Source organism: Mesorhizobium sp. WSM3873, assembly GCF_001672445.1.
In the GTDB taxonomy this organism is placed as follows: domain Bacteria; phylum Pseudomonadota; class Alphaproteobacteria; order Rhizobiales; family Rhizobiaceae; genus Mesorhizobium.
The window spans coordinates 63925-89818 of record NZ_LYTM01000006.1 but is presented as its reverse complement, the minus strand read 5'-3'; the positions used below and the strand labels follow the sequence as shown (position 1 = coordinate 89818).

The window sequence follows — 25894 nt, the reverse complement described above, 5'->3', positions numbered from 1 at the left end:
GGCGATGAACGAGGAGAAGGATATGGCCGAGGCACGCGCCGTTCTGGCGGGCTACCGCGCTTCGATCGACAACATCGACGCCGCCCTCATTCATATGCTGGCCGAGCGCTTCCGCTGCACCAAGGCGGTCGGCGTGCTGAAGGCCGAGCATGGCCTGCCGCCAGCCGACCCGGCGCGCGAGCAGCAGCAGATCGCCCGCCTGCGCCAACTGGCGAAGGATGCGCATCTCGATCCGGATTTCGCGGAGAAATTTCTGAACTTCGTCATCCGCGAAGTCATCCGGCATCACGAACAGATCGCCGCTAACAACGGCGTGACGAAAACCGGCTGAAGCTGGTGCATGTCGCCCAAACTGCGCAGCGGTCTTGGGATTACGACTTGCACAAGGCCAAAGCCGCAACCCAATCAACGAACTCAGAGCTTGTTAGGAGATAAAGAATGGCACTGAAGATCAGACTGGCCCGTGCGGGCTCGAAGAAGCGTCCCTATTACCACGTCGTCGTCGCCGACGCCCGTTCGCCGCGCGACGGCCGTTTCATCGAGGCGCTCGGCTCGTGGAACCCGCTGCTGCCGAAGGACGGCGAACGCGTGAAGGTCGATGCCGACCGCGTCAAGCACTGGCTCTCGCACGGCGCCCAGCCGACCGACCGCGTGCTGCGCTTCCTCGACGAGGCCGGCATCGCCAAGCGTCCGGCCCGCTCGAACCCGAACAAGGCCCTGCCGGGCAAGAAGGCGCAGGAGCGCGCAGCCCTGCTGAAGAAGGCCCAGGAAGACGCCGCCGCTGCCGTTGCGGCCGCGTCCGCAGCACCCGCCGAGGCGGAAGCCGCGACCGCCGAGTAATCTCGGCCTCGGTCAAAACAGGTCAAAAGAACGGCGGGCCAACCCCGCCGTTCTTTTGGTCAGGCCCGTCGATACCTCAATATCCCGACGGGCAACGAGCAATATAAACGCGCCCGTAGCGGTCCCGATAACGGCACTTGCCGCTTTCGCTGGCACGGCCGATCAACGCGCCTGCCACGGCGCCGACAGCGCCACCGACCACTGCGCCCTCGACCGGGTCATTGGCGACGGCCGCTCCGACCGCAGCACCGCCCAAGCCGCCGATCGCCGCTCCTTTTTCCGTCTGCGAACAGGCGCCCAGCGCCACCGTCAGCACCAGAATGGTAATCGCTTTCTTCATTTCAGTTCCTCTCTCACGGGATCGCCGTCCTCGCCGCCAAGCTTTAACTCGCAAACGGCTAATTTGATCCCGAAGGGAACGAATATTGCTGTTTCGAAGGCAGGCGCGGGTTGCGCCAGCCCGCCTCGACAGCATTGAGAGTGCTCACGAATTAGCGTTCGGTAACGCAGCTTGGCAACCCGGCTTCGAAGCCTTGCGGTCGCCGCAGCCGGTGGAATCACCAGAACGAACCGCCTCAGCGGCTGAACGGGATCAGCGCGCGCACTCTGGGGTCGCGCAGATAGAGCCCGCCCCACAGGACAACAGCGAGATAGACGCCGAACAGCGTGTGCGAGAGCAGCGGGTTACCGATGCGCACATGCGTGGAAATGGCGCCGCCCATATAGGCGGTGAGCAGGATGGCGCCGAGCACGGACGTGCGCGGCAGCGCATAAAGCACAGTCGAGATCAGGCCGACGATGCCGAGCAGCCGCGCGGTGTTTGGGTCATCTGGCCAGCCGAGCTGCGTCATCGTCTCGGTGACGATCTGCAGCGGCGGCAGCTTGATGACGCCGTCGAAGATCATGAAAAGGATGACAATGGCGCTAAGCGCGCGCCCGGTCCACAAGGCGCCGTTCGAGACGGGAGCGGCTTCTGAAATGCTCATTGGTGTTCCCTCCTTGGCTGGAGCCTGGCTGTTTTGCCAGCTTCGAGCCAAGGACGGGGGGCAGGGCGGCGATCCGACAAGGGTCGGTGCGCTTTTTTCGAACGCATGATTGAGTGAGAATGCATGACCGAAGGAGAGAGAATGACCGGCGAGACCAATCTCCAAAGACTACTGGCGTCGATGACGCCGCAACTGCTCCCCGATGTCCATGTTTTCGCGACGCTGGCGCCCGGTACAGCCGTACCGGACGGTCTTGATCCGGTCATGCAGTTTCGCGAGCGGGAAGGTCTGACGTTGATCGTGTCGGAGGACCAAGCGAAGCTAGCCGGCCTCGCCGGCACGTTCCGCTGCCGGATGATCACGCTCGACATCCATTCGTCGCTCGACGCCGTCGGCTTTCTGGCCGCGATCACGACGCGGCTCGCCGCTGCCGGCATGGGCGTCAATCCGGTCTCGGCCTTTTACCATGACCATCTGTTCGTCCCGGCGGAGCGGGCGGACGAGGCGCTCGGCCTCCTGCGGCAGCTGGCTGCGGAGAGCAGTGGCTAGCGCCTCAGCACATGGAAGCAGCGGGCATCGCTCGTCACACCTGGATATTCCGGCGCCACCCTCATCCTCCTGCCGCGACCTCTCCCGTGAACGGGGAAAAGAGAGCTATCGGCGGAAGGCCGCCCGCGACGCGCGGCCCGTGAGCGAGAGCCCAACGGCCGAAGGCCGAGCCCGCGACGGCGGGCCGCCGGTCGTCCGGCGCCCTCGCGGAGGGCCAGCCGCGAAGCGGCGGTGCGGCCCGTGAGCGGAACTAAGCCGCCTTCTTCTTCGGCTGGATCAGGCCCCGCTCGACCAACAGCTCGGCGATCTGGACGGCGTTGAGCGCCGCGCCCTTGCGCAGATTGTCGGAGACGACCCACATCGACAGGCCGTTATCGACGGTCGAATCCTCGCGGATGCGCGAGATGAAGGTGGCGTCCTCGCCGGCCGACTCGAGCGGCGTGATGTAGCCGCCGTTCTCGCGCTTGTCCAAGACCTGGCAGCCGGGAGCCTCGCGCAGGATCTCGCGCGCCTCGTCGGCGGTGATCGGCTTCTCGAACTCGATGTTGACGGCTTCCGAGTGGCCGATGAACACCGGCACGCGCACGCAGGTCGCCGTCAGCTTGATCTTGGGATCGAGCATCTTCTTCGTCTCGGCGACCATCTTCCACTCTTCCTTGGTGAAGCCGTCGTCGAGGAAGACGTCGATATGCGGGATGACGTTGAAGGCGATGCGCTTGGTGAACTTCTTGACGTCGACCTGGTCGGCGACGAAAACCGCGCGGGTTTGCGTGAACAGCTCGTCCATGCCTTCCTTGCCGGCGCCGGAGACCGACTGGTAGGTGGCGACGACGACGCGCTTGATGGTGGCGACATCGTGCAGCGGCTTCAGCGCCACGACGAGCTGCGCCGTCGAGCAGTTCGGATTGGCGATGATGTTCTTGCGCGAGAAGAGTTCGACCGCGTCCGGATTCACTTCCGGCACGATCAGCGGCACGTCCGGGTCGTAGCGGAAGGCCGACGAATTATCGATGACGACGCAGCCCTGCTTGCCGATCTTGGGCGACCACTCCTTGGAGACATTGCCGCCGGCCGACATGACGCAGATGTCGGTGTCGGAAAAATCGAAGGTGTCGAGCGCCTTGACCTTCAGCGTGCGGTCGCCGAAGGACACTTCGGTGCCCTGGCTGCGCCGCGAGGCCAACGCCACCACTTCGCTCGCCGGGAAGCCGCGCTCGTCCAGAATGTTGAGCATTTCGCGACCCACATTGCCCGTGGCGCCGACTACCGCAACCTTGAAACTCATCGAAATCTCCTGTCCCTCTCCGCTTGGTTGTTGGAGAAAACCCGCCGGCCTCATGCGGGTTCTGTCCCCCGGGCCGAACCCGGGAGAGGGTGGTTAGGCCAAGGGAATCACACCGTTTTGGTGGTGGTTTTGGCCGTAGTTTTGCGAGAACGGACGGACGCGTCGAAACGCCCGGCCCGATGCTGTGCATCGTGGCTGGGGGCATCGAATGCCAGAAGAGCCAAATGGCCGCGCATTGAAGACGATCCCGTTCGCTGCCGGCTTTTACGCGCTTTGCGTAAAGAGTCAATTGGCGCAGGCTGCTGCCGCCTTGAGCCCGGCCTTTATCGCCGCCCAGCTTTCGGCAGGCGATGTCGGCCTGTGCTCTTCGGCGATACGCCCGGCCAGCAAATCGCGCCAGGCATCGTCGTCTGTCATCCGTCGGATTGCGCCATACCAGCCGATCTGGTCGGTCGAACCGACCGCGGGCATCAGGCCGCCGGTCGCTTCGATCAGCGACGGCGTGGTCGAGACGATGACCGGGACCCCGAAATCCAGACACTCCGAAGCGGCATAGCCCCAGCCCTCGATATGCGAGGGGAAAACGCCGAAGCTGGCACTTCGATAATAGCCGATAAGCTCCTCGTCGCTGACCGGACCCGCGAAGACGATCTTTTCTTTCAGCCCCGCATGAGCCTTGAGATAGGCGCTGAGCTCCTCGACCATCCAGCCCCAGCGGCCGACGCAGACGAGCTTCGGCAACCGAACGCCTTCGTCGAGCGCCTGCTGCCAGATGCGGGCGAGCATGATGTGGTTCTTCCGGATCTCGACGGTCGAGCAATAAAGGATGTAGGGCTCGCCGGCCTCGAGCCGGGACGTCATCCTCAGCCGCGCGGCCTTCTCATGCAGCAGCGACGGCATCGGGAAGCGATGGACGGCCGGCAGATCTATGCCGGCCTTGCGCATGTGATCGCCAAGCATCGTCGCCGCGGTGTCGGAGGTGCAGAAGGCCGCCGCGCCGGACCGCACCAGCCGTTCGAGATTGGGCCCGAAGGCGGCCTGCCATCTGTTCTTGGCGACAAGGTCGGGCCGCATGGTCGGGATCATGTCGTGGCAAAGAAAGGCTATATTGTCGGGGCCGGCGCAAACCGCCGCTAACTTTTCGCCGACCAGCAGTTGGTTGCTGATCAGCACCGTTCGAGGCCCGACATCCTTCGTCGGCTGCGCCGCATCGCCGCGAAGCAAACCCGCCCGGAGACCGGCTCGCCTAGAGAAGCGATAGGCCCGCAGCAGCAGCTTCGACACCGTGAAGGTGAAGCCGGGACGGCCGTTCGTCACCATTCCCGCAAGCTGGCGATCGGCTTCACTCTTGACCATTGGATGGCGCCGCACCGCTTCGAACCCCTGCCGCAGCGCGGCAGCGGCTTGCAGTCGTGGCCGCTGCCGGAACGGCGCGATCTCGCTGACACCCAACTGCTCCATCTCGAATTTTTCGAGCGCCCGGAAACGATGGCTGGAGAGATCGAGCGTCACCACCTCGACATCCGGGTCGGGATCGGCGAGCGCTGCCCTGACCATGAAGTCTTCCAGCCGCTGGATGCCGGCCAGCGCGCCGCGCCAGGCGAGCAGGCCGGTCGCGTCGATGCAGATTTTCCGTCTTTGGCCGCCGGGAGCGTCGGCCGCTTCTGGCAGCAGTGTCGAGTCCTTCTGGGCCATTGCTTCGCGGTCTGTGAGGCGACTTGCGGCTTCTATCCCGATTTGCCGCCTCTACGATAGCCGGCTGAACGCCATCGCTCTTGCCCGCCGGCCGGCGCTCATGTCAAATCGAGCAAAGGGAAAGAATTCGACGCTCGGGGGGATCTGATGCGCGGCGAAGTTCTTCACTATGACGAGCACCAGGGCTTCGGCTTCATCAGCGGCGCCGACGGCAGGCGCTACAGTTTCGCGCGCGAGGACCTGCGTCGCGAGACAACGCTTGCCAGGGGAGCCCAGGTCGAGTTCCAGCCGAACGGCGAACGTGCCGGCAATGTCTTCTCGGTCCGCGGCCGGATGATCGATCCGGTTGACAACGCCGTTCCAGTTCCTGCCCGTCCGCTGCCGGGCAGCTCGCCTGCGGGGCAGCCGCATTTCGGCCGCAACGCCGAGGCCGAAACGGTGGAATCGACCGGCCTCTGGAGCTATTTCTGGCGTGGCGTGACGACGAACTACGTCAACTTCTCCGGCCGCGCCCGGCGCAAGGAGTTCTGGGGCTTTTGCCTGTTCTGGACGATCGGTCTTGTCGTCGCCATCGGCGTCGGCTTCTCCGCAGACCTGTCGCGCGGCAACGTCGAGGGCGGCGGCGATGAGCCGGTCGTCATGTTCAGCCTGCTCGGTCTTTACGTCCTGCTCACGTTCCTGCCGTGGGTCGCGCTCATCGTGCGCCGCTTGCATGATCTCGGCCTGACCGGCTGGCTCGCCATCCTCTGCTTCGTGCCTTATGTCGGCTGGCTCGCCACCCTGGTCTTCGGCCTGATCCCGACCCAGGCCGGCGACAACAAGTGGGGGCCGGTGCCGGGCGGAGTTAGATTCTGACGGCCGCCGTCCTTAGTGCCTCGCCCGACAGCCTGAGGAAGATCTTCTGGCCATGGCGTTCGGCGCCGAGCCGCTCGTAGAAGCGCAGCGCACCCTCGTTCCAGTCCTCGGCGGTGAGGTCGATGCGGCCAATGCGCTTGTCGAGGCAATAGCCGGCGAGAAAGCCGATCAGCGCCTCACCCACTCCCGCGTTTCGAGCCTCTTGACGCACGAACAGGTCTTTCAAGAACATCAGCCGGTCGAGATCAATGCCCGGATGCGCGATCGCGACCGAGGCCAGGCCGGCCACCTCGCCACCGGCGAAGGCCAGCGCGAAATGCGGATAGGCCGGGCTTTCCTCGCCGAGCCACTGCTTTGCCGTGGCCGTCGCCCGGGCATGGTCGAGCGGTGACTGCCGGTAATGCGCCGCCATTGCGCAAAGCACGGTGGCGAGCGCCTCGGCGTCTTCGGTCGTCGCCCAGCGGACGTCAACCGCCGCCTCTGCCATGGGGATCAGCCCAGGAACTTGGCGATGATGGCATCGCCCATTTCGGTGGTGCCGACCTCGGTCATGCCCTCGGACATGATGTCCTTGGTGCGCAGGCCGTCGTCGAGCACGGCGGCGATCGCCGCTTCGAGCTTGTCGGCTTCCACCGTCATGCCGAAGGAATAGCGCAGGCACATGGCGAAGGAGGCGATCATGGCGATCGGATTGGCGACGCCCTTGCCGGCGATGTCGGGCGCCGAGCCGTGCACCGGCTCGTAGAGCGCCTTGCGCTGCTTGGTCTTGACGTCCGGCGCGCCGAGCGAGGCCGACGGCAGCATGCCGATCGAGCCGGTGAGCATGGCGGCGATGTCCGAGAGCATGTCGCCGAACAGATTGTCGGTGACGATGACGTCGAACTGTTTTGGCCAGCGCACCAGCTGCATGCCGCCGGCATCGGCCAGCATGTGGTCGAGCTTGACGTCGGCATATTTCGCCTGATGCGTCTGGGTGACCACCTCGCTCCACAGCACGCCCGACTTCATGACGTTGCGCTTTTCCATCGAGGTGACATGGTTCTTGCGCGTGCGTGCCAGCTCGAAAGCGACGCCGGAGATACGCTCGATCTCGAACGTGTCGTAGACCTGGGTGTCGATGCCGCGCTTCTGGCCGTTGCCGAGGTCGATGATCTGCTTCGGCTCGCCGAAATAGACGCCGCCGGTCAGCTCGCGCACGATCAAGATGTCGAGGCCCTCGACCACCTCCTGCTTGAGCGAGGAGGAGGCGGCCAAAGCCGGATAGCAGATCGCCGGACGCAGGTTGGCGAACAGCTCCATGTCCTTGCGCAGGCGCAGCAGGCCGGCCTCGGGGCGCACCTCGTAGGGCACCTTGTCCCATTTCGGCCCGCCGACGGCGCCGAACAGCACGGCATCCGCCACCATCGCCTTTTCCATGTCGGCATCGGAGATCGCCGCGCCATGCGCGTCGTAAGCGCATCCGCCGACCAGCCCCTCGTCGGTGGCAAAGCCGCTGCCGAGCTTCGCGTTCATGGCCGCGATCAACTTCTTCACTTCGGCCATGGCCTCGGGGCCGATGCCGTCGCCGGCGAGCAGGAAGAGATTTTTCGAAGCCATGGAGAACCGTCCTGGGGAGAGAATTGAACCGCGGCCTTGCTAAACGCCGGGCGGGCTGTGCGCAAGGGGACGAGCCTCGAGATCCTTCACACCCCCTCTGCCCTGCCAGCATCTCGCAAGAGGCCGGTAGGCGCGCCATCACCGATGCGACAGGATATTCACCAGCCGCCCGAACGGATCGCGCACATAGAAGCGCCGCACGCCCCAGGGCTCGTCGGCCGGGCCGTATTCGACGGCAAAGCCAGCCTTGCGCATGCGGTCCAGCGCATCATCGACATCGTCGACCTCGATCGAGAGGTCCGGCACCGGCGTGCCCGAGCCGCCTTGCGACATGAAGCTGATCTGGACGGCCATGGTCTGCTGGGAGCCGTACGTGGCGATCCAGCCCATATCCATGAGCTGATCGAGGCCAAGCACGCCCTGATAGAAGCGCTTTGCCGCCGCAATGTCGGGCGTTTCGATATTCGCGACGATGCGTCTGACCTTGACCATGGGCCGCTCCTCGCTCCACGCCGTCGTTGTGCCCAGCCGCTTCGCAGCCTGGGCGACAGGCATCAGACAGTGCGCCTGAGCGCCGTCACCTCGATCTCGATCTTCATCTCCGGCTTGTTGAGCTGGCAGACGATCATCGTCGCCGCCGGGCGGATGTCCCCGAACGCCTCGCCGAGGATCGGGAAGACCACGTCAACATAGGCCTGGTCGGTAATATAGTAATGCGCCCGCACCACATCGGCCATGTCGAAGCCGCCGTCGGCAAGGGCCTTGGCGATGGTGGCAAGACAATTGTGCGTCTGCGCCTCGACCGTGTCGGGCATCGTCATCGTGGCATAGTCGTAGCCGGTCGTTCCGGAGACGAAACACCAGTCGCCCTGCACCACCGCGCGCGAATAGCCGGCGGTTTTCTCGAAGGGGGAACCGGTGGAGATCAGCTTGCGCATGGGGGCCTCGCAGGATTTGTTCGGTAATTCTGAAACGCATCCACAGCCCAGTCGTGAGCCAGACAACGCGATGCTGGCGGGACAGAGGGGAGGCGCGAAGGACGCAACCTGGCAATTGACGCTCGGGCTAATTCCCCTGCGTGTCGTCATAGGCCTTCTTGATATCCGCCGGCCAGTCCTTTACCGGCGGCCAGGCATCCGGCTCGCCATTTTGGCCGCGGCGGGCGAAATAGACCTTGTGCTCGACCGGGTCGACCGCCATGAAGCCGTCATTGCCGCCGCAGTCATGCGGCACGCAGCCGGTGGCATAGAAGGCGCCGGAAGCGGTCTTTTCGGTGCCGCCGCCGACCAGCAGGCTGGTCGCCATGTCGGGCATATCGTCGCCCAGCAGCGCCTGCGCCGCCTTGTAAACCGCTTCGTTGTGGAACGCGTCGATGATGTTGTCGTATTTCGACGAATCGACGTCCTTCCAGTCGGTGCCGGGTTCCGGCGTGTAGGTCAGGTTTCCGGAGGTCGTCAGCCCTTCGGTCGGCGACCATTGCAAGGCCGGCTTGGTTGCTCCGGGCAGCAAGAAAGGCACAAAATAGATGGCGTCGTCGGAAACCGCGGCCGGCGGCGCGCCGCATTCGTCCTGCTCGACCGTCGTGGTCCGGATCTCGCCGTCCTTCGGTTTCCAGACGATGACCTTGGCCGGGCCGCACTGGTTGCCGCCGTCGCCGACATCGACCAGCGCCACGTTGATGTCGCCGATCTTGACGATCCTGTCGAAGGAGACGTCGTAGTTGCTGGCCAGCTGCTTGCCGTCATAGGCCAGCACCTTCTCGCCGTCCTGCTCCGGCTGCGTGATGGTGAGCTGGCCGTCCTCGAACGGGATCGGCGCCTGTTTGTCAGCGTCGGCGGGAGCGGCGTCGGAAGTGCTCGATGCGCCTTGATCGGCCGCCCCTTGATCGGCGGCGGGCTGGTCGGAAGGCGCGGGCGCCTGCGGCGCCGTCTGGCTCTGCGCCGTCGCCCCGGACACCGCCAGAAGGATCGCCGCCAAGGCGCAGGCGCCGGCCAGAAGCGGGCGTGTCATGACTGTCCCTCCGTTCAGCCACCACGAACCCGGCCGCTTGCAGCCGGGCTATCTATCACCGTGCTTCAGCCGTTCAGGCCCAGGGGCGCAGCTCGGCGTTCTTCTTCTCGAAGGACGCGATAGCGCCGGCCTTCTCCATGGTCAGTCCGATGTCGTCGAGGCCGTTCAAGAGGCAATGGCGCTTGAAGTCGTCGAGATCGAACTTGACCACGCCGCCATCCGGGCCGCGGATCTCCTTGGCTTCGAGGTCGATTGACAGCGTGGCGTTGGAACCGCGCGAGGCGTCGTCCATCAGCTTGTCCAGGTCTTCCGGGCTGACCGTGATCGGCAGGATGCCGTTCTTGAAGCAGTTGTTGTAGAAAATATCGGCGAACGACGTCGAGATGACGCAGCGAATGCCGAAATCGAGCAGCGCCCAGGGCGCGTGCTCGCGGCTCGAGCCGCAGCCGAAATTGTCGCCGGCGACCAGGATTTGCGCCTTGCGATAGGCCGGCTTGTTGAGCACGAAATCCGGGTTCTCCGAGCCGTCGTCCTTGTAGCGCATCTCGGCGAACAGGCCGGTGCCAAGCCCGGTCCGCTTGATCGTCTTCAGATAATCCTTCGGGATGATCATGTCGGTATCGACGTTGACGATCGGCATGGGCGCCGCGACGCCGGTGAGCTTGGTGAATTTGTCCATGGTCCTTACCCGTCTTCTCTCCGCGGGGAATTTTGCGCACGCTTTACACAAAGCCGGCGGCAAATGAAAGGCAACTGTTGTCGCGTGGCTTGGGCGATCGAACACAAGATCGGGATCGGCTGCTTTCAAAATCCCGGCCGATCGGGCACCTTGGCCGCATGGCGCCGACTTCGAAGGTCCTTTACGCAAGCGAACCCACGCTCGATGTCGGCGAATTCCGCCGCGTGCTGGTGGAATCCGGCCTCGGCGAAACACGGCCGGTCGACGACGAAGCTCGGCTGAAGGCAATGCTCGGCAATGCCAATCTGGTGCTGACGGCACGACTCGATGTCGACGGCAGTCCGCTTGTCGGCGTCGCGCGCGGCGTCACGGACTTCTCCTGGGTGTGCTACATCTCCGAGCTCGCCGTATCGGCTTCGGCGCAAGGGCTCGGCATCGGCAAAGGCCTGATGGACGAGGCACGCCGCCAGCTCGGCACGTCCGTCGCCATCAGCCTGATCTCGATGCCTGACGCGGTCGGCTTCTACGAGCGCATCGGCATGAAACGCATGCCCGACGCCTTCTGGTTCTCCCGCAAGCGCTGATGCCATTCACTGGCAAGTGATCGGTCGATCTGTCGCGACGCTTGACATGCAACCAAATGGTTGCATATTAAGGCCATGACCATGGATGCCGTCTTTCGCGCTTTGGCCGACCCGACCCGCCGCCAATTGCTGGACAGCCTCTATGCCAGGAACGGACAGACGCTGAACGCGCTCTGCGAGCGGATGGACATGACGCGCCAGGCGGTGACCAAGCACCTGGCAATTCTCGAGGAGGCGAACCTCGTCGCCACCGTTCGCCGTGGCCGCGAGAAGGAGCATTACCTCAACCCCGTTCCGATCAACGAGATCGCCGAGCGCTGGATCGGCAAATTCGAGCGCCATCGGCTGGATGCCTTGAGCGACCTGAAGAAACGACTTGAAAGGGAAGAGCCGTGAGCGACAACACTTTCGTCTACGTCACCTACATCCGCACCACGCCCGAAAAGCTTTGGACGGCGCTGACCGATCCGGAGTTCAACCGGCAGTTCTTCCTCTGCTCCTACCAGGAGAGCGACTGGAAGGTGGGTTCGAGCTGGAAGCTGATCTTCCCGGACGGCCGCGTGGCCGACTCTGGCGAGATCCTCGAGATCGATCCGCCCCGGCGTCTGGTCATCAAATGGCGCAACGAATGGCTGCCCGAAGTGAAGGAAGACGGCTACACGCGCTGTACCTTCACCATCGAAAAGGACGGCGAGCTGATGAAGCTTGCCGTCACCCACGAGGCCGACGGCCCGCACCGGCTGATTCCGAACGTGTCCAAGGGCTGGCCGCTGGTGCTGGCGAGCCTCAAGAGCCTGCTGGAGACCGGCAAGGGTTTCGAGCGCCCGCCATCGAAGGTCTGAACCAGGTATTGAACGGCCGCGGAGGAGGTTGGCAATGATACTGCCGCATGGCTGGCCGCGCGCCATGGCGAACACCGAGACGGTCATGGCTTCGGCGGAACTTCCCGCTTCGCCGCAACAAGTCGTCACCGCGCTTCTTACCAGCGACGTCGAGCGCTGGTGGGGGTCGGCCGAGACCTACCGGATGATCGGCTGGGCCGCCGATCTGCGCGTCGGTGGATCGTGGCGCGTCATCGTGAGGACGGCCGACGGCAGGACCCTGCCCGCCAGCGGCAGCTTCCTCGAGATCGAGACGGGGCGCAGGGTCGTGCAGACGAGGCGCTACGATTGGGATCACCCGACGCTCGGCCGTCACGAAACGACGGTTGCCTATCTGCTGGAACTGACCTCTGCCGGCACGCGGCTCACCGTGTGCCATGGCGGCTTCGCCGGCTTCCCGGACGCCGCGGCGGAGCACGCCGAAGGCTGGGCGCGCGTGCTCGGCTGGCTACAGGCACATCTGGGCTGCCGCCTCGCCGCCCGAGCCCCGCCTTGACCTGCAGGCGCGCCTGTCCAGATTGTCGACATGGCCGAAAGCAAATATTTTATCGGAACAGCCGGATGGACCATACCGGCAGCGCACAGGTCCTCTGTTCCGGCGACGGGCTCGCAATTGGAGCGTTACGCTTCGCGTCTTCCTGTCGTGGAGATCAACTCCTCCTTCTACAAACCGCATCAGCGCGAAACCTATGAGCGCTGGGCGTGCTCGGTCCCGGATCGTTTTCGGTTCTCTGTCAAAATCCCCAAAGCCGCGACCCATGAGCGCCGCCTGGTAGATTGCCATGATCTTCTGGATGCTTTCATGGGTGAGGTCGGAGGTCTCGGTGAAAGGCTGTCCGCCCTCTTGGTCCAGCTGCCGCCCAGTCTGCAGTTCGACAGGCAGATAGCCAAAAAGTTCTTCGCCTTGTTGCACGACAAGACCGACTGCCGCTTGGTCTGCGAACCGCGTCACGCCAGTTGGTTCGAGCCGGGGGCGGATGCTTTGCTGAGCCGCCTCCGTGTCGGGCGCGTGGCGGCCGACCCCGCCCCAGTTGCCGCCGCTTCCGCGCCCGGCGGCTGGCATGAGCTCGCCTATTTCCGCTTTCATGGCGCGCCGCATGTCTATTTCTCGGACTACCACGCCGGCCGACTGTTGGAGATCAGCGCCCAGCTCGCCGACGCGGGCGCCTCAGCCACCGAGGTGTGGTGCATTTTCGACAACACGGCGCGCGGGCATGCGCTTGGCAACGCCTTGTCGGTCGATGCGATTATGCGTCAGATGACGTTCAATTCCCTGAACGCCCGCCCCGCCGCGACGCGCTCATATCCGAACGCCGTGCAATCGATTGTCCGATAGCCGCCATGCACGATGAGTTCCGAGAGCGCCTTGCCCACCGCCGGCGCCTGCTGCAGGCCATGGCCGGAGAAGCCGTTGGCGAAGAGGAAGTTTTCCACCTCCGGATGCGGCCCGATCACCGCGTTCTGGTCGAGCGTGTTGTAATCATAGTGCCCGACCCAGGCGCGTGTCGGCTTGATTGCCTCGAAGGCCGGGACGCGGGTGGCTAAAGTCGGCCAGATCACGTCCTCGAACAGCGGCCACTCGACCTCGAAATCGTTGGGATCGGGTGCATGGTCGCCTTCCTCCGGCTCGGCGCCGCCGGTGAGGTAGACCGAGCCTTCCGGCCGCACATAGATGCCGGAGGGATCGACCAGCAGCGGCATGTCGGCATATTTTTCCCGCGCCTCGAAGACGAAGACGTTGCGCTTGCGCGGCTCGACCGGCAGCGCGAGCCCCGCAAGGGCCGCCACCTTGCCGGCGTTCGGGCCGGCGGCATTGACGATGATGCCCGCTTCCAGCGTCTCGCCATTGTCGAGGGCGACGCCGGTGACGCGACTGCCCTGGCGCGTGATACCGGTGGCCGACGCGGTGATGAAGTCGATCCTCCTCTCGCGCAGCGCTTTGCGGAACAGCATCAGCAGCGCATGCGCGTCGAAGCAGCCCTCGCCGCCGCGGCCATAGGCGCCGGCGGAAATGCCTTCGGTCGAAAGCCAGGAGAAGCGGCGGGCGAGCTGGCCTGCATCCTCCAGCACGATATCGGCGCCCTCGGCGATCTGCGCCTCGTGATTGGCCTTGAGGATCGGCAGCCCCGCCTCGCCGGCGAGGATCAGATAACCGCCCTCGCGAAAGCCGATGTCGGCATCGGCGCCGAAAGTCTCTTTCAGCCGCCGGAACAGCTTCAGCGTGAATTGCGACAGGCGGATGTTTTCAGGAATGGAAAATTGCTGGCGGATCGAGGCCAGGGACAGCGTCGTCGCCGCTTGCGAGAATTGCGGATCGCGCTCGATCAGCGCGATGGAACCGGTAAAACCCTCTTCGCGCAGATAGTAGGCGACCGAGGACCCGACGATGGCGCCGCCGATGATGACGATGTCGTAACGCACTTTGTTCTCCGATTCACCGGTCCTCACGCGACCGGCAAATTGATCTCGAAGCGCGCGCCGCGTTCGGAGTCAACCAGCGTTATCGTGCCATCATGCGCTTTCAGGAGGGCCAGCAGGATGCCGAGGCCCATGCCGGTGCCGCCGGCCTCGCGCCTTGTGGTGAAGAACGGCTCGAAGATTTTCGCGCGATTGGCCGCCGAAATGCCGCCGCCGTCGTCGCCGACATGGAGAGCCACCCTTTCGCCCGCCTTTTCGGCGCCGACCGTCACCTGCTTCGCGCCGTGCCGTGCGGAATTGTCGATGAGGTTGGCGAGCACGATCGCGAGATTCTCGCCCGAGATGCCGAGGCCGATATCGCTGCCCGATTCGACGCGTACCTCCAGCCTGGCGTCGACCGGCAGCAGCGCCAGCGCCGCGCCGATTGTCGTGCTTTCGCCGCTCGGCGCCAGGTTTTCCGCGCGCGCCAGTTCGAGCAGCCGGCGCACCAAGAGATTGAGCCGCCCGGCATCGGTGACGATGTTGTTGGAAAAACGCCGTCGCTCGTCCTCGTCCATCGTCCCGCCGGAATCCCTGAGCAGCTCGGCCGCGCCCTGTATCGCCGTCAGCGGCGATTTCAGTTCATGCGAGACATGGGTGGCGAAGGTCTGGATGCTGTCGGAGCGCGCCTGGAGTTTTTGCGCCATGTCGAGGAAGGCGGCCGACAGCGCCGCCATCTCGCGCGTGCCGTGATGGGCGAGCGGCCGCATTGCCTCGCGGTCGCCGGCGGCGATGCGTTTGGTGCGCTCGATCAGCGCATAGATCGGCCGGCTGACGGTGCGGATGAACACCAGCGCGATCAGCAGCGTGCCGCCGAGAATCGCGATCGCCGCGAGCGTGACCTTGCCGCGCTCGCCATAGAGATGTTTCACGATGTTGTTCGGCGTCCGCGACATATAGACCACGCCGGCGACCCTGCCGTCGAGCTCGACCGGCAAGGCGACGAAGACGCGCACCTTGGTGCCGCGGCTCACCGAATAGAGCGGCGGCGGCGGCTGGTCGGGGATCCGCAGGCGAAGCTCGCTTGCATAGACGCCTGCGAGCGCCTGCCGTACCTCCTCGACCTCACCGAACGACTGTCCGACCTCAGCGCCGCCGGCAATCACCACGCCATGCGGATCGAGCAGCCGGAAGCCGGCAAGCGTCGTCTTCTGCGCCTCGTCCAGAATGCCGTCGAGCTTTGCGCCTATGGCCGCGAAGTCCGGATCGGCGGTGGCGGGAACGGCCGCCGGCCGCGACGGCATGACATTGTCGGAGGCAAGGTCGAGCTGCGGCTCGATCGGCTGATAGGGGTAATTATTGTCCCTTGCCGGATCCGCCGAGATCGGCGTTCCCAACCGTTCCGGTGCAATGCCGGCCGCGCGCACCGCATCGGCATAGACGGCGGCAATCACCGCGCCCTGTGCGATGAGCTCGCCCTCGGTCTGGCGGATCAGCTGGTTTTCATAGAGACGGAAGAAGAACAGCCCGACCAGCGGCAGCGCCATCACCACGATCAGGATGGCGACGACCACGCTGGCGAGCCTGGGCCGCCATTTCTCCTTGCTCAGCCACCGCATCGGCCGAGCCGGAAGCCGACGCCATGCACGGTCGCGATCGCATCCGAACAGCCGACCGCCGCCAGCTTGGCGCGGATGTTTCGGATATGGCTGTCGACGGTGCGTTCCGAGACATGGATGTTGGATTGGTAAGCATTGGCCATCACCGCATCGCGGCCAAGCACATGCTGCGGGCGGCCAAGAAAACCTTTCAGAATCGCGAACTCGATCGCTGTTAGGGTGAGCGGTTTGCCTTCAAAGCTCGCAGCATGGCTTGCCGGAACCAGCACCAGCTTGCCATGCGCGAACCGACGGTCGTCAGCGTCTTCCTCCACCACCGCCGGGCGCGCCCGCCGCAGGATGACGTTGACGCGGGCAACCAGCTCGCGTGGGCTGAACGGTTTCGTCACATAGTCGTCGCCGCCCATTTCAAGGCCGAGGATGCGGTCGATTTCTTCATCGCGGGCCGACAGGAACAGCACCGGCACGTCGGAGCGCTGCCGCAGCCTGCGGCAGACCTCCAGCCCGTCCATTTCCGGCATGCCGATGTCCAGCACGATGAGGTCGGGCGCGCGGCGCTCGACCGCTTGCAGCGCGGCGGCGCCGTCAGCGACGGCGGCCGTCTTCATGCCGGCCTTTTCCAGCGCGAAGCAAATGATCTCGCGGATATGCGGATCGTCGTCGGCGACGAGGATGTTGTGCGGCATGGAATCGGCAGCTCGCTGAATACGGTTTTGTCATGACAGGATTAGCAAGCGGGCCGTGCTTGTCGAGAGCGCGCAAAGGCCGCCAGTCGTGAAAGCTGGCGTCAAGACCGAACCGTCCCGAGCGCCGCCGCTCGCATGGCATGCCGCAGCCGTGATCTTGGGATGAAAGGAAGCATGACCGCCGTTATGCGCGGCCTCTGCGGCTCGACCAACCACCAGCCTTCGTTGCGGAGGCGCCGGGGCAGGGACCAGCGGGATCTGTGATGTGTTCGCATGCCGCCTGTTTCGCCGGCGGCTGCGGAAAGCGCGCGGCGGATTGGAGGAGGTTTTCCGCAAGGATTTGCAGATTTCGTGCAGGAGCAAAGTCGTTTCAGGCTGGCGCCGCCCCTCACCTGCCTGCCGGCATCCTCTCCCCGTATAGTGACGGGGAGAGGGGCGCTGCCATCGCCGGCTTCGACAATTAGCCAGAACGCAAATGAGTTCTATGGTGCCGCGCCTTGCCTCACTCGTCTCCAGCCTGCATAGATCGGCCATGACCTCTGACACCTACCGCCCGCGCCGCTCCGTGCTCTATATGCCCGCTTCGAACGACAAGGCGCTGGCCAAGATCGCCTCGCTCGCCTGCGATACCGTCATCTTCGACCTCGAGGATGGCGTGGCACTGGCCGACAAGGTTTCCGCCCGCGACAAGCTGACCGGCATCCTCGCCGCGCGGCCGGCGCGCCGCTGCGAGATGGTGGTGCGCATCAATCCGCTCGGCAGTGAATGGGGCATCGACGACCTGTTGACCGTCGCCAAGGCAGAGCCCGACGGCATTCTTTTGCCCAAGATCGGCACGCCGCGCGACATCCTCGAGGCCGGCGACCTGCTCGACGACAATTTCGCCCCAGATACCGTGAAACTCTGGGCGATGATCGAGACGCCCAAGGCCCTGCTCAACGTCGGCGCCATCGCCGAGCTTGGCCGCGATCAGGCGTCTCGCCTGGCTTGTTTCGTTGCCGGAACGAACGATCTGGTGAAAGCGACCGGGATTCTGGCAACGCCCGACCGACGCTATCTCACGCCCTGGCTGCTGCAGCTTGTGCTCGCCGCCCGCGCCGGCGGCCTCGACGTGATCGACGGCGTCGCCAACGACTTTCGCGACCTGTACGCCCTGGCGCGGGAATGCGCCGAGGCGGCCGCCATGGGTTTCGACGGCAAATCGCTGATCCACCCCGCCCAGATCGAGCCCGCGAACCGCGCCTTTGCGCCGGCGCCGGAGGCGCTGGCCAGGGCGCGCGCGATCAGGGAGGCGTTCTCACGGCCCGAAAATGCAGGCAAAAGCGTCATTGCGCTGGACGGCCGCATGGTCGAGCGGCTGCATCTGGCGGAAGCCGAGAAACTTCTGGCGAAGGCCGCAATCATCGGCGCATGATGCGCTCGAGCGATTCCAGGAAAGATAGACAAGCATTGGTCACGACAGGGTCGAAAATGAAACTCTACCGCTTTCTGTCCGGTCCGGACGATTCCACTTTCTGCCATAAGGTGACTTCGGCTCTGAACAAAGGCTGGCACCTGTTCGGCTCGCCGACCTATGCCTATGACAAGACGACCAAGTCGATGCGCTGCGGCCAGGCCGTGGTGAAGGATATCGAGGGCCAGGAATATACGCCCGACACCAAGCTCAGCGATTGGTAGGAAAGGGCGGCAGCCCTCTCATTCGTCACCCCGCCGCTGCCTGCTCCGCCGCTTCCTCGATCCGCTCCATGTCGTCGTCCGACAGGCCGAAATGGTGGCCGATTTCGTGGATCAGAACGTGGGTGACGATGTCGCCCAGCGTCTCCTCGTTCTCGGCCCAATAGTCGAGGATGGCGCGGCGGTAGAGCGTGATGCGGTTCGGCCCCTCGCCGGTCTGCGGGTTCCAGCGCTCGGCGATGCCCCGCCCCTCGAACAGGCCAAGCAGATCGAAGGGCGTCTCCAGCGACAGGTCGTCCATGATCTCGTCGGTCGGAAAATCGGCGATCTGGATGATGATCTCGCCGGTGAGCTTGCGGAACTCCTCCGGCAGATGGGCGTAGGCCTCCAGCGCCAGAAGTTCCATCTCATCCATCGATGGCGAGAGTTGGTCGTGCCAGATGCGGGTCTTGTAGATGCGGGCCATGAGGTTTCCTTTGACCTCGGCATATAGGCTTTCGCGCCGGTCGAGGCAAATGGGCCCGGCTGGCTGGGCCTTGGAAGCTGAAAGCCGAAGGAATAAATTCCTTGCGACTCCGCTTGACTCTTCCAGGCCCCTCTGGAATCTATAAGAACATAACAGGAACAACTGCTGCCGGAAGTGAACGTCATGGCGATAAGCGCCGTGGCGCGGGAAACTGTTTTTGCCCTGCGCCGACAGATCGCGAAGATCGAGGGAACGCTGCCCGAGCGCCTGGAAGCGCCGGCTTCCGGCGCGCCAAAAGCCATTCCAGGAACAGTGCGAAGCGGTTTTCCGTCCGGACTTGCAAAAAAACAAATAGCTGGCGATGCCGCGGGATCGGACGTCACCCCCGAAATCACTATCGTCCGGCGCGGCCTAGCTGTGGCCTCGCCGGATGCCTTCCTGCATACCGGCATAGAACGCCTCGACACCGCCCTCGGCGGCGGCGTGCCCAAGGCGGCGCTCAGTGAAATCCATGGGCTGGAGACCCGCGATGCCGGCGCCGTGGCCGGCTTTGCGCTGTCGCTCGCCAGCCTGATCCTCAAACAGAAGCAGGGCTTGCCGGTCCTCTGGATCGGCACGGCGGAGATTTTCCGCGAGGCCGGCTTTCCCTATGCCAGGGGCCTCCACGCCTTCTTCGGCATCGAGCCCGAACAATTGCTGTTTTCCGAAGCGCCGAAACTGGTCGACGCGCTGTGGATCGCCGAGGAGGCCGCCCGCATGACGGCCTTCGCCGCCGTCCTCCTCGAGATCCGCGGCAGCCCGCGGCTTCTCGACCTTACCGCGACGCGGCGGCTGCACGCCCGCGCCCAGAGCGCCGGCCGGCCGGTGTTTTTGCTGCGTCAGGCCGGCCAGGCCGAGCCCACCGCGGCGCCCGTGCGCCTCATTGTTTCGGCAGCGCCCGCGGCGAGCCGCGAAACGCTCGCCGGCGCGCTGGCCGGCTCGATCGGCCGCCCCGCCTTCACCGTCGATATCGGCAAGAGCCGCACGGCCCTGCCCGGACAATTCACACTGGAGTGGAACCCCGATGAGCACGCTTTTGCCGAAAGAAGGCCCGAGGAAGAGCGGGCAACGAATTCTGTCGCTGTGGTTCCCCTATCTTTGCGCGGAGCGGATCCTGCGCCAGCGTCTGGGGCGGTCCTGGCGTTCCCGGCCCTCGCATCACCTGCCCCCATCTTGCCCACCGCTTGTGATCAGCCATCGGGACAGCAACGCCCAGCGCATCGCAGCCCTCGACGAGCGGGCTGAGGCGCTGAAGCTGAAGCGCGGCATGGGCATTGCCGACGCGCGCGCCATGCATCCGTCGATCGATGTGGTGGAGGCCGACCCGGAGGCCGACCGCCGCCTGCTCGAAGGCCTCGCCGACTGGTGCGACCGCTACACGCCGCTGGTGGCGATCGACGGCGAGGACGGGCTGTTTCTCGACGTCACCGGCTGCACGCACCTGTTTGGTGGCGAGCGGGCCATGCAGGACGAGATCCTCACCCGTTTCTTCCAGCAGGGTTTCGATGTTCGCGCCGGCCTCGCCTCGACGCCGGGCGCCGCCTGGGCGGCGGCGCGCTTCCACGGCGACCGCATCGTTGCCGGCGGCGAGGAGGCGGCGCTGCTTTCGCCCCTGCCGCTTTCGGCGCTGCGCATCGCGCCGGAAACCCGCGCCAGCCTGGAAAGCGTCGGCCTGCGCACGGCGGGGGCGGTGATGGCCGCACCCCGCGCGCCGCTCGCCCGCCGCTTCGGCGCCACCTTGCTTCTGCGCCTCGACCAGGCGCTCGGCCGGCTCGACGAGGCGGTGTCGCCGCGCCTTCCCGTGGCGCCGCTCTCGGTCGAGCGCCATCTTGCCGAGCCGATCGTGCTCACCGACGACATCGAGCGGCTGGTGAGTCGGCTTGCCGTGGCCTTGAAGGCCGACCTCGAGCGCCGCGGCGAAGGCGCGCGGGCGCTCGCCCTTCTCCTCTTTCGTGTCGACGGCCTCGTCAGCCGCATCGCGGTCGGCACCTCGCGCCCCATGCGCGAACCGCAGCTGATCCGAAAACTGTTCCACGAACGGCTGACCGCGCTGGAACAGACCATCGATGCCGGCTTCGGCTTCGACCTCGTGCGGCTGTCGGTGCTTTCGGTCGCCGCCTTCGACATGCTGCAGGGCGACCTTGCCGGCGAGACAAGCGACGATAACGCCGACATCGCTTTATTCGCCGATCGCGTGCGTGCCCGCCTCGGCGAAGCCGCCGTGCTGAAGCCGGTCGTCGTCGATAGCCACCTGCCGGAGCGCGCCGTTACCACGGTTCCTTTCGCGGAGGCGCCGCAAAGGCGCAGGCCGCCGAAGCCCGACCGGACAGCACCGCCGATGACCATCTTCCCGCCGGAGCGGCCGGTACGGCTGTTCCGCTCGCCCGAGCCGATCGAGGTGCCGGCGACCGAGATCCCCGAGGGCCCGCCGATGAATTTCCGCTGGCGGCGCGCGCTTTATCGCGTCGCCCGCGCCGAAGGGCCGGAGCGCATCGCCGCCGAATGGTGGCGGCAGCTGCCCGGTGAGGAAGAGGCGCCGACACGCGACTATTACCGCATCGAGGACAGCGAGGGGCGCCGCTACTGGCTCTACCGCCAAGGCCTCTACAGCAGCGCCTCGCATGCCGCGCCGCGCTGGTTCATGCACGGGGTCTTCGCATGAACGCGCTGACCGCCATCCCCTATGCCGAGTTCGGCATCCAGTCGAACTTTTCCTTCCTGCGCGGCGCCTCCAAGCCCGAGGAGCTGGTGGTCACGGCGAAATTCTACGGCTTTTCCTCGATCGGCCTTGCCGACCGCAACACGGTCGCCGGCGTCGTGCGGGCCTGGCAGCAGGCCAGGGTCGAGAAGCTGGCCTATCATCCCGGTTGCCGCCTGGTTTTCTGCGACGGCACGCCGGACATTGTGGCTTACCCCCGCGACCGCAAGGGCTGGGGGCATCTCTGCCGCATGCTGACGCAGGCCAATCTGCGCGACGAGAACGAGAAGGGCGCGACGCTGCTCGAACTCAGCGACCTTCTCGAATGGGGCGATCTGATGTCGTTGGCCATCCTGCCCAACCTGTCGGGAGGCGCGGAAGACAATCTGACGCTCATTAGCCGGCTTAAGGATCGTTTCGGCGCCGCGCTTCGGCTTGCCGTGGCGCCTGATTACGGCGGCAACGACCGCTTCCGTATCGAGCAGGCGGCGGCGATGGCCCACCATCTGCACATCCCGCTGATGGCGACCAACGACGTGCTCTATCATGCCGCCGACCGCCGCCCGCTGCAGGACGTGCTGACCGCGATCCGCCTCAACACGCCGGTTTCCGAGGTCGGGCTGGAGCTGACGGCAAATGCCGAGCGTCATCTGAAGACGCCGCTGGAGATGGCGCGGCTTTTCCGCCGACACCCTAAAGCGCTGGCGGAGACGCTGCGCTTCGCCGACGAGCTCACCTTCTCGCTCAGCGACCTCGAATACAATTATCCGGACGAGCCGACGGAATCCGGCCTCGGACCGCAGGCCGAGCTCGAACGCCTAGCGCGGGAAGGAGCGGCCGTGCGCTATCCGGCCGGAATCCCGGAAGAAGTGCTGCGGCGCATCGGCAGCGAGCTCGCTCTGATCGAGCGGCTGAACTATGCGCGCTATTTCCTGACCGTCTATGACATCGTGAAATTCGCCCGCAGCAAGGGTATCCTTTGCCAGGGGCGCGGCTCGGCCGCCAATTCGGTCATTTGCTTCTGCATCGGCATCACCGAGGTCGGCCCTGACCGGATCGATGCCCTCTTCGAGCGCTTCATCTCCGAGAAACGTAACGAGCCTCCCGACATCGACGTCGACTTCGAGCATGAACGGCGCGACGAGGTCATCGCTTATATTTACGAGAAATACAGCGCCAAGCGCACGGCGCTGGCCGCCGCCGTCATCAGCTATCGCGGCCGCTCCGCCCTGCGCGAGGTGGCGAAGGCCATGGGCTTGTCCGAAGACGTCAGGAGCGCCCTGTCGAGCACCATCTGGGGCTGGTCGACCTCGGAGCTCGGCGAAAGGGAAGCCAATGCCGGCGGCCTCGACCGCGCCGATCCGCTGTCGCGGCAGGTGCTGGAACGCGCCAACGAGATCATCGGCTTCCCCCGCCATCTCTCCCAGCATGTCGGCGGCTTCGTCATCACCCGCGACCGGCTCGACGAGGTCGTGCCCATCGTCAAGACGGCGATGGAAGAGCGCAAGATGGTCGAGTGGGACAAGGACGATCTCGACGCGGTCAAGATCCTCAAGGTGGATGTGCTGGCGCTCGGCATGCTGACCTGCCTGAAGCGAGCCCTGACCTTGCTCACGCATCATTATCCGCAGGCGCGTGACAAATACGGCCGGCCGCATCAGTTGAGCTCGCTGCCGCCGGAGGACCCTCGCGTCTACGACATGATCTGCCGGGCCGACACGCTGGGCGTCTTCCAGATCGAATCGCGCGCCCAGATGTCGATGCTGCCGCGGCTTCAACCGCGTGAATTCTACGATCTCGTCATCGAGGTGGCGATCGTGCGGCCCGGCCCGATCCAGGGCGACATGGTGCACCCCTATCTGCGTAGACGGCAGGGCAAGGAGAAAGCCGAATACCCGAAGCCGGAATTGAAGGAGATTCTCGGCAAGACGCTGGGCGTGCCGCTGTTCCAGGAGCAGGCGATGAAGATCGCCATCGTTGCCGGCGGCTTCCAGCCGGGCGAGGCCGATGAGCTGCGGCGCGCAATGGCCACCTTCAAGCGCACCGGCACGATCGGCAACTACCGCCAGCGCATGATCGACGGCATGGTCGACAAGGGCTACCAAAAGGAATTCGCCGAGCGTTGCTTCAAGCAGATCGAAGGCTTTGGCGAATATGGCTTTCCGGAAAGCCATGCCGCCTCCTTCGCGCTGCTGGTCTATGCCTCCTGCTGGTTCAAGACCTTCTATCCCGACGTGTTCTGCGCCGCGATTTTGAACTCGCAGCCGATGGGGTTCTATCAGCCGGCCCAGCTTGTTCGCGACGCGCGCGACCATGGCGTGGAGGTGCGCGAGGTCGATATCAACCATTCCGTCTGGGATTGCACGCTGGAGGAGTCCGGTTTCGATCCTTCGCGCATCCTCGAACGCCATGCCTCGATGCGCGGCGTCATCGAGACGGCTCATACGGTGCGGCTCGGCTTCCGTCAGATCAAGGGGCTTTCGGAGGAACGGATGGAGGCCGCCGTCGCCCGGCGCGGCAACGGCTATCGATCGGTCAGGGATGTCTGGCTGCGTTCGGGCCTCGATGTCGGCGAGATCGAAAGGCTGGCCCAGGCAGACGCCTTCCGCTCGCTCGGCCTCGACCGACGCGCGGCGCTCTGGGAGGTGCGCGCGCTGGACGGCAGGAGCGCTGCCGAGAAACTGCCGCTGTTCGACCAGCCCACGCTCCGCCTGCGCGAGCTGGAGCCCGAGACGAAGCTGCCGAAAATGCCGCTCGGCGAGCATGTCGTCCACGACTATCGCTCGCTCGGCCTGTCGCTGAAGGAACATCCCGTCGCCTTCCTGCGCGAGCGGCTTGACCGCGCCGGCATCACCCCTAATGTCCGCCTGCCGTCGGTGCGCGACGGCCGCCGCGTCACCGTCGCCGGCCTGGTGCTGGTGCGCCAGCGCCCCGGCAAGGGCAATGCGATCTTCCTAACCCTGGAGGACGAAAAGGCGATCGCCAATGTCATCATCTGGCCGCGCGTCTTCGACCGCTTCCGCTCTATCGTGATGGGCGCACGCTTCATCCGCGTCACCGGCAAGCTGCAGCAGGAATCGGATGTCATCCACATCGTCGCCGACAGGATCGAGGATTTGACGCCCTGGCTGAGCGTCCTCCTGCAGGAGCCGCCCACCACCGAGCATCAGCCCGCCGGATCATCGAATGGACCGGAGCGCTCCGCGAACCGCAGCCTGCCGGTGGAGCGGCAGGATGTCGACGCCCTGTCGGGCGCGGCGCAACAAGTCATGCCCAAGGGGCGCAATTTCCAGTAGCGGCAACCGGCCCGCCGGCGCGATTCACGACGGCCCTCCGAGCCGGGGCGGCGGCTTGAGCGCGTCCTCGGCCGAGATGGTGCGCGCTTCCGAAGGCAGCATGATCGGGATGCCGTCACGCACAGGATAGGCAAGCTTCGCCACGCGCGAGATCAGTTCGCTGCGCTCGGCGTCCCAGGTCAGCGGTCCTTTGGTCAGCGGGCAGGCGAGCAGTTCCAGCAATTTCGGGTCGACCGTGGCTTTGCGCCCGTCACGTCCGTCCGCCGCCATCGCGCTTTTCCATGTCCAACTGCCGCCGGCCTAAGTGTTGAGATTCAGGTCAGGCCGATTTCACCCGAATCATTACGTTTACTGCAGGCTCGAGCCAAAATCCTCATCTTCGCGCGCCAGCGTAATTTCGGTGATGGCGATCAGCGTCTCGGCGCGCGTCTTCAGATCCGCCGCCTCGAGCAGGGCCTGCTTCTCGGCCGGCCCATAGGGCGCCATCATCGACAGCGCGTTGACCAGCATGGCGTTCTCGGCGCGGCTCACGCTTTCCCAGTCGGCTTCGAGGTCGTTGGCCTGCAGATAGGCGCGGAACGCCTTGAGCAGGGCCGGGCGGTCGACCTCGGCACCGGCCGGGTCCTCCTCGAGATCGGCGAGGAAGGGCGCCATCCGGCATTGCCGGAACGGCGTCTTGACCGCCAGCTCATCCGTGACGCGGAAGCGGCAGACGCCTTGCAGCGAGATCAGGTAGCGCCCGTCGCCGGTCTCGGCAAGCGAGATGATGCGCCCGGCACAGCCGACGCTGCAAAGCTCGGGCTCGCCGTCGTCGCGCAACGCGCCGTCGAGGCTGGGCTGGATCATGCCGATCAACCGCGGCCCGGCCATCGCCTCATCGACCATCTCCAGGTAGCGCGGCTCGAAAATGTTGAGCGGCATGCGGCCGCCGGGCAGCAGCAGCGCCCCGGCGAGCGGAAACACCGGGATCCTCGACGGCAGATCCTTGGCGAGCCGGTAGCGGGCGTTTCCGACCTGCACCTCAACCCTCCGCCTGCACTTCAACTCTCGAAAGCGTCG

Annotated in this window: 30 protein-coding genes; 14 read left to right on the top strand and 16 right to left on the bottom strand. The window is 65.2% G+C overall.

Going from position 1 to position 25894, the window contains the following annotated elements; all coding sequences use genetic code 11:
* Positions 1-4: 4 nt before the first annotated feature.
* Both A9K71_RS05860 and rpsP read left to right on the top strand, forming a co-directional pair.
* Complete coding sequence (locus tag A9K71_RS05860; protein ID WP_066991680.1) at positions 5-331, top strand: chorismate mutase; 327 nt, start codon at positions 5-7, stop codon at positions 329-331.
* A gap of 107 nt (positions 332-438) precedes the next feature.
* Positions 439-840, top strand: a complete 402-nt coding sequence (gene rpsP / locus A9K71_RS05855) for a 30S ribosomal protein S16 (RefSeq protein WP_066991677.1) — start codon at positions 439-441, stop codon at positions 838-840.
* A gap of 76 nt (positions 841-916) precedes the next feature.
* Here the strand turns inward: rpsP and A9K71_RS05850 are convergent, their stop codons facing one another.
* Together A9K71_RS05850 and A9K71_RS05845 are read right to left on the bottom strand one after the other, a co-directional pair.
* On the bottom strand, positions 917-1180 hold the full coding sequence (locus A9K71_RS05850; protein ID WP_066991674.1) for a YMGG-like glycine zipper-containing protein: 264 nt from the start codon (positions 1178-1180) through the stop codon (positions 917-919).
* A gap of 235 nt (positions 1181-1415) precedes the next feature.
* Entirely contained in the window at positions 1416-1826 is a 411-nt protein-coding gene (locus tag A9K71_RS05845; protein ID WP_066991671.1) for a DoxX family protein, read from the bottom strand.
* 141 nt (positions 1827-1967) lie between these two features.
* On the opposite strand from A9K71_RS05845, the gene A9K71_RS05840 reads away from it, so the two are divergent.
* Positions 1968-2375 (top strand): ACT domain-containing protein, encoded by a 408-nt coding sequence (locus A9K71_RS05840; protein WP_066991669.1) that lies wholly within the window; start codon positions 1968-1970, stop codon positions 2373-2375.
* Between the two features lie 250 nt (positions 2376-2625).
* On the opposite strand, the gene A9K71_RS05835 is transcribed toward A9K71_RS05840, so the two are convergent.
* Positions 2626-3660 (bottom strand): aspartate-semialdehyde dehydrogenase, encoded by a 1035-nt coding sequence (locus A9K71_RS05835; RefSeq protein WP_066991666.1) that lies wholly within the window; start codon positions 3658-3660, stop codon positions 2626-2628.
* A 285-nt stretch (positions 3661-3945) separates the two neighbouring features.
* Complete coding sequence (locus A9K71_RS05830) at positions 3946-5355, bottom strand: glycosyltransferase (protein ID WP_066991663.1); 1410 nt, start codon at positions 5353-5355, stop codon at positions 3946-3948.
* A gap of 147 nt (positions 5356-5502) precedes the next feature.
* Here A9K71_RS05830 and A9K71_RS05825 point away from each other — a divergent pair, with 147 nt between their 5' ends.
* The gene (locus A9K71_RS05825) at positions 5503-6210 is read left to right on the top strand and encodes a DUF805 domain-containing protein (RefSeq protein ID WP_066991660.1); all 708 of its coding nucleotides are present in this window, start codon (positions 5503-5505) and stop codon (positions 6208-6210) included.
* On the opposite strand, the gene A9K71_RS05820 is transcribed toward A9K71_RS05825, so the two are convergent.
* From A9K71_RS05820 to leuD, 6 genes are all read right to left on the bottom strand, one after another.
* Positions 6200-6697, bottom strand: coding sequence for a GNAT family N-acetyltransferase (locus A9K71_RS05820; RefSeq protein ID WP_066991656.1), 498 nt, complete (start codon positions 6695-6697; stop codon positions 6200-6202). The genes A9K71_RS05825 and A9K71_RS05820 overlap by 11 nt on opposite strands.
* A gap of 5 nt (positions 6698-6702) precedes the next feature.
* Positions 6703-7806, bottom strand: a complete 1104-nt coding sequence (leuB, locus tag A9K71_RS05815) for a 3-isopropylmalate dehydrogenase (protein WP_066991652.1) — start codon at positions 7804-7806, stop codon at positions 6703-6705.
* A gap of 138 nt (positions 7807-7944) precedes the next feature.
* The gene (locus tag A9K71_RS05810; RefSeq protein WP_066991913.1) at positions 7945-8298 is read right to left on the bottom strand and encodes a VOC family protein; all 354 of its coding nucleotides are present in this window, start codon (positions 8296-8298) and stop codon (positions 7945-7947) included.
* 62 nt (positions 8299-8360) lie between these two features.
* Positions 8361-8744, bottom strand: a complete 384-nt coding sequence (locus A9K71_RS05805; RefSeq protein WP_066991649.1) for a RidA family protein — start codon at positions 8742-8744, stop codon at positions 8361-8363.
* A gap of 127 nt (positions 8745-8871) precedes the next feature.
* On the bottom strand, positions 8872-9816 hold the full coding sequence (locus A9K71_RS05800; protein WP_066991646.1) for a hypothetical protein: 945 nt from the start codon (positions 9814-9816) through the stop codon (positions 8872-8874).
* 73 nt (positions 9817-9889) lie between these two features.
* Positions 9890-10495 carry a 3-isopropylmalate dehydratase small subunit gene (gene leuD, locus A9K71_RS05795; RefSeq protein WP_066991643.1) on the bottom strand — a complete coding sequence of 202 codons (606 nt, stop codon included), beginning with the start codon at positions 10493-10495 and terminating at the stop codon, positions 9890-9892.
* A 158-nt stretch (positions 10496-10653) separates the two neighbouring features.
* On the opposite strand from leuD, the gene A9K71_RS05790 reads away from it, so the two are divergent.
* The 5 genes from A9K71_RS05790 to A9K71_RS29915 all read left to right on the top strand — a co-directional run bounded on the left by A9K71_RS05790 (position 10654) and on the right by A9K71_RS29915 (position 13296).
* Complete coding sequence (locus A9K71_RS05790; protein WP_066991640.1) at positions 10654-11079, top strand: GNAT family N-acetyltransferase; 426 nt, start codon at positions 10654-10656, stop codon at positions 11077-11079.
* A gap of 75 nt (positions 11080-11154) precedes the next feature.
* Positions 11155-11475 (top strand): metalloregulator ArsR/SmtB family transcription factor, encoded by a 321-nt coding sequence (locus A9K71_RS05785; protein ID WP_066991637.1) that lies wholly within the window; start codon positions 11155-11157, stop codon positions 11473-11475.
* The gene (locus A9K71_RS05780; protein ID WP_066991633.1) at positions 11472-11921 is read left to right on the top strand and encodes an SRPBCC family protein; all 450 of its coding nucleotides are present in this window, start codon (positions 11472-11474) and stop codon (positions 11919-11921) included. The genes A9K71_RS05785 and A9K71_RS05780 overlap by 4 nt, the downstream gene beginning before the upstream one ends.
* A gap of 34 nt (positions 11922-11955) precedes the next feature.
* A complete protein-coding gene (locus tag A9K71_RS05775) occupies positions 11956-12456 on the top strand; it encodes an SRPBCC domain-containing protein (protein ID WP_066991630.1) in 501 nt (166 codons plus the stop codon).
* A gap of 30 nt (positions 12457-12486) precedes the next feature.
* Entirely contained in the window at positions 12487-13296 is an 810-nt protein-coding gene (locus A9K71_RS29915) for a DUF72 domain-containing protein (protein WP_082980363.1), read from the top strand.
* Here the strand turns inward: A9K71_RS29915 and A9K71_RS05765 are convergent.
* From A9K71_RS05765 to A9K71_RS05755, 3 genes are read right to left on the bottom strand one after another with little or no spacing between them, the layout of a single operon-like run.
* Complete coding sequence (locus A9K71_RS05765; protein ID WP_066991910.1) at positions 13215-14381, bottom strand: FAD-binding oxidoreductase; 1167 nt, start codon at positions 14379-14381, stop codon at positions 13215-13217. The two genes, A9K71_RS29915 and A9K71_RS05765, sit on opposite strands and share 82 nt — an antisense overlap.
* 23 nt (positions 14382-14404) lie before the next feature.
* A complete protein-coding gene (locus tag A9K71_RS05760; RefSeq protein ID WP_066991625.1) occupies positions 14405-15976 on the bottom strand; it encodes a HAMP domain-containing sensor histidine kinase in 1572 nt (523 codons plus the stop codon).
* Positions 15964-16662, bottom strand: coding sequence for a response regulator transcription factor (locus A9K71_RS05755; protein ID WP_066991622.1), 699 nt, complete (start codon positions 16660-16662; stop codon positions 15964-15966). The genes A9K71_RS05760 and A9K71_RS05755 overlap by 13 nt, the downstream gene beginning before the upstream one ends.
* 532 nt (positions 16663-17194) lie before the next feature.
* On the opposite strand from A9K71_RS05755, the gene A9K71_RS05750 reads away from it, so the two are divergent.
* Together A9K71_RS05750 and A9K71_RS05745 are read left to right on the top strand one after the other, a co-directional pair.
* Positions 17195-18076 carry a CoA ester lyase gene (locus A9K71_RS05750; RefSeq protein WP_066991907.1) on the top strand — a complete coding sequence of 294 codons (882 nt, stop codon included), beginning with the start codon at positions 17195-17197 and terminating at the stop codon, positions 18074-18076.
* Between the two features lie 56 nt (positions 18077-18132).
* On the top strand, positions 18133-18339 hold the full coding sequence (locus tag A9K71_RS05745; protein ID WP_066991619.1) for a DUF1737 domain-containing protein: 207 nt from the start codon (positions 18133-18135) through the stop codon (positions 18337-18339).
* 25 nt (positions 18340-18364) lie between these two features.
* On the opposite strand, the gene A9K71_RS05740 is transcribed toward A9K71_RS05745, so the two are convergent.
* Positions 18365-18802, bottom strand: a complete 438-nt coding sequence (locus A9K71_RS05740) for a metallopeptidase family protein (protein WP_066991616.1) — start codon at positions 18800-18802, stop codon at positions 18365-18367.
* 183 nt (positions 18803-18985) lie between these two features.
* Between A9K71_RS05740 and A9K71_RS32390 the strand changes: the two genes are divergently transcribed.
* Genes A9K71_RS32390 through A9K71_RS05725 form a run of 3 tightly spaced genes read left to right on the top strand, consistent with a single transcriptional unit; the run spans position 18986 to position 24835 of the window.
* Positions 18986-20086 (top strand): hypothetical protein, encoded by a 1101-nt coding sequence (locus tag A9K71_RS32390; RefSeq protein WP_066991905.1) that lies wholly within the window; start codon positions 18986-18988, stop codon positions 20084-20086.
* Positions 20028-21503, top strand: coding sequence for a DUF6504 family protein (locus tag A9K71_RS05730; RefSeq protein ID WP_066991613.1), 1476 nt, complete (start codon positions 20028-20030; stop codon positions 21501-21503). The genes A9K71_RS32390 and A9K71_RS05730 overlap by 59 nt, the downstream gene beginning before the upstream one ends.
* On the top strand, positions 21500-24835 hold the full coding sequence (locus A9K71_RS05725; RefSeq protein WP_066991610.1) for an error-prone DNA polymerase: 3336 nt from the start codon (positions 21500-21502) through the stop codon (positions 24833-24835). The genes A9K71_RS05730 and A9K71_RS05725 overlap by 4 nt, the downstream gene beginning before the upstream one ends.
* Before the next feature lie 24 nt (positions 24836-24859).
* Here A9K71_RS05725 and A9K71_RS05720 read toward each other — a convergent pair whose 3' ends face one another.
* Both A9K71_RS05720 and A9K71_RS05715 read right to left on the bottom strand, forming a co-directional pair.
* Entirely contained in the window at positions 24860-25105 is a 246-nt protein-coding gene (locus A9K71_RS05720; RefSeq protein WP_066991609.1) for a Trm112 family protein, read from the bottom strand.
* A 78-nt stretch (positions 25106-25183) separates the two neighbouring features.
* On the bottom strand, positions 25184-25855 hold the full coding sequence (locus tag A9K71_RS05715) for an LON peptidase substrate-binding domain-containing protein (RefSeq protein WP_066991606.1): 672 nt from the start codon (positions 25853-25855) through the stop codon (positions 25184-25186).
* Positions 25856-25894 lie beyond the last annotated feature (39 nt).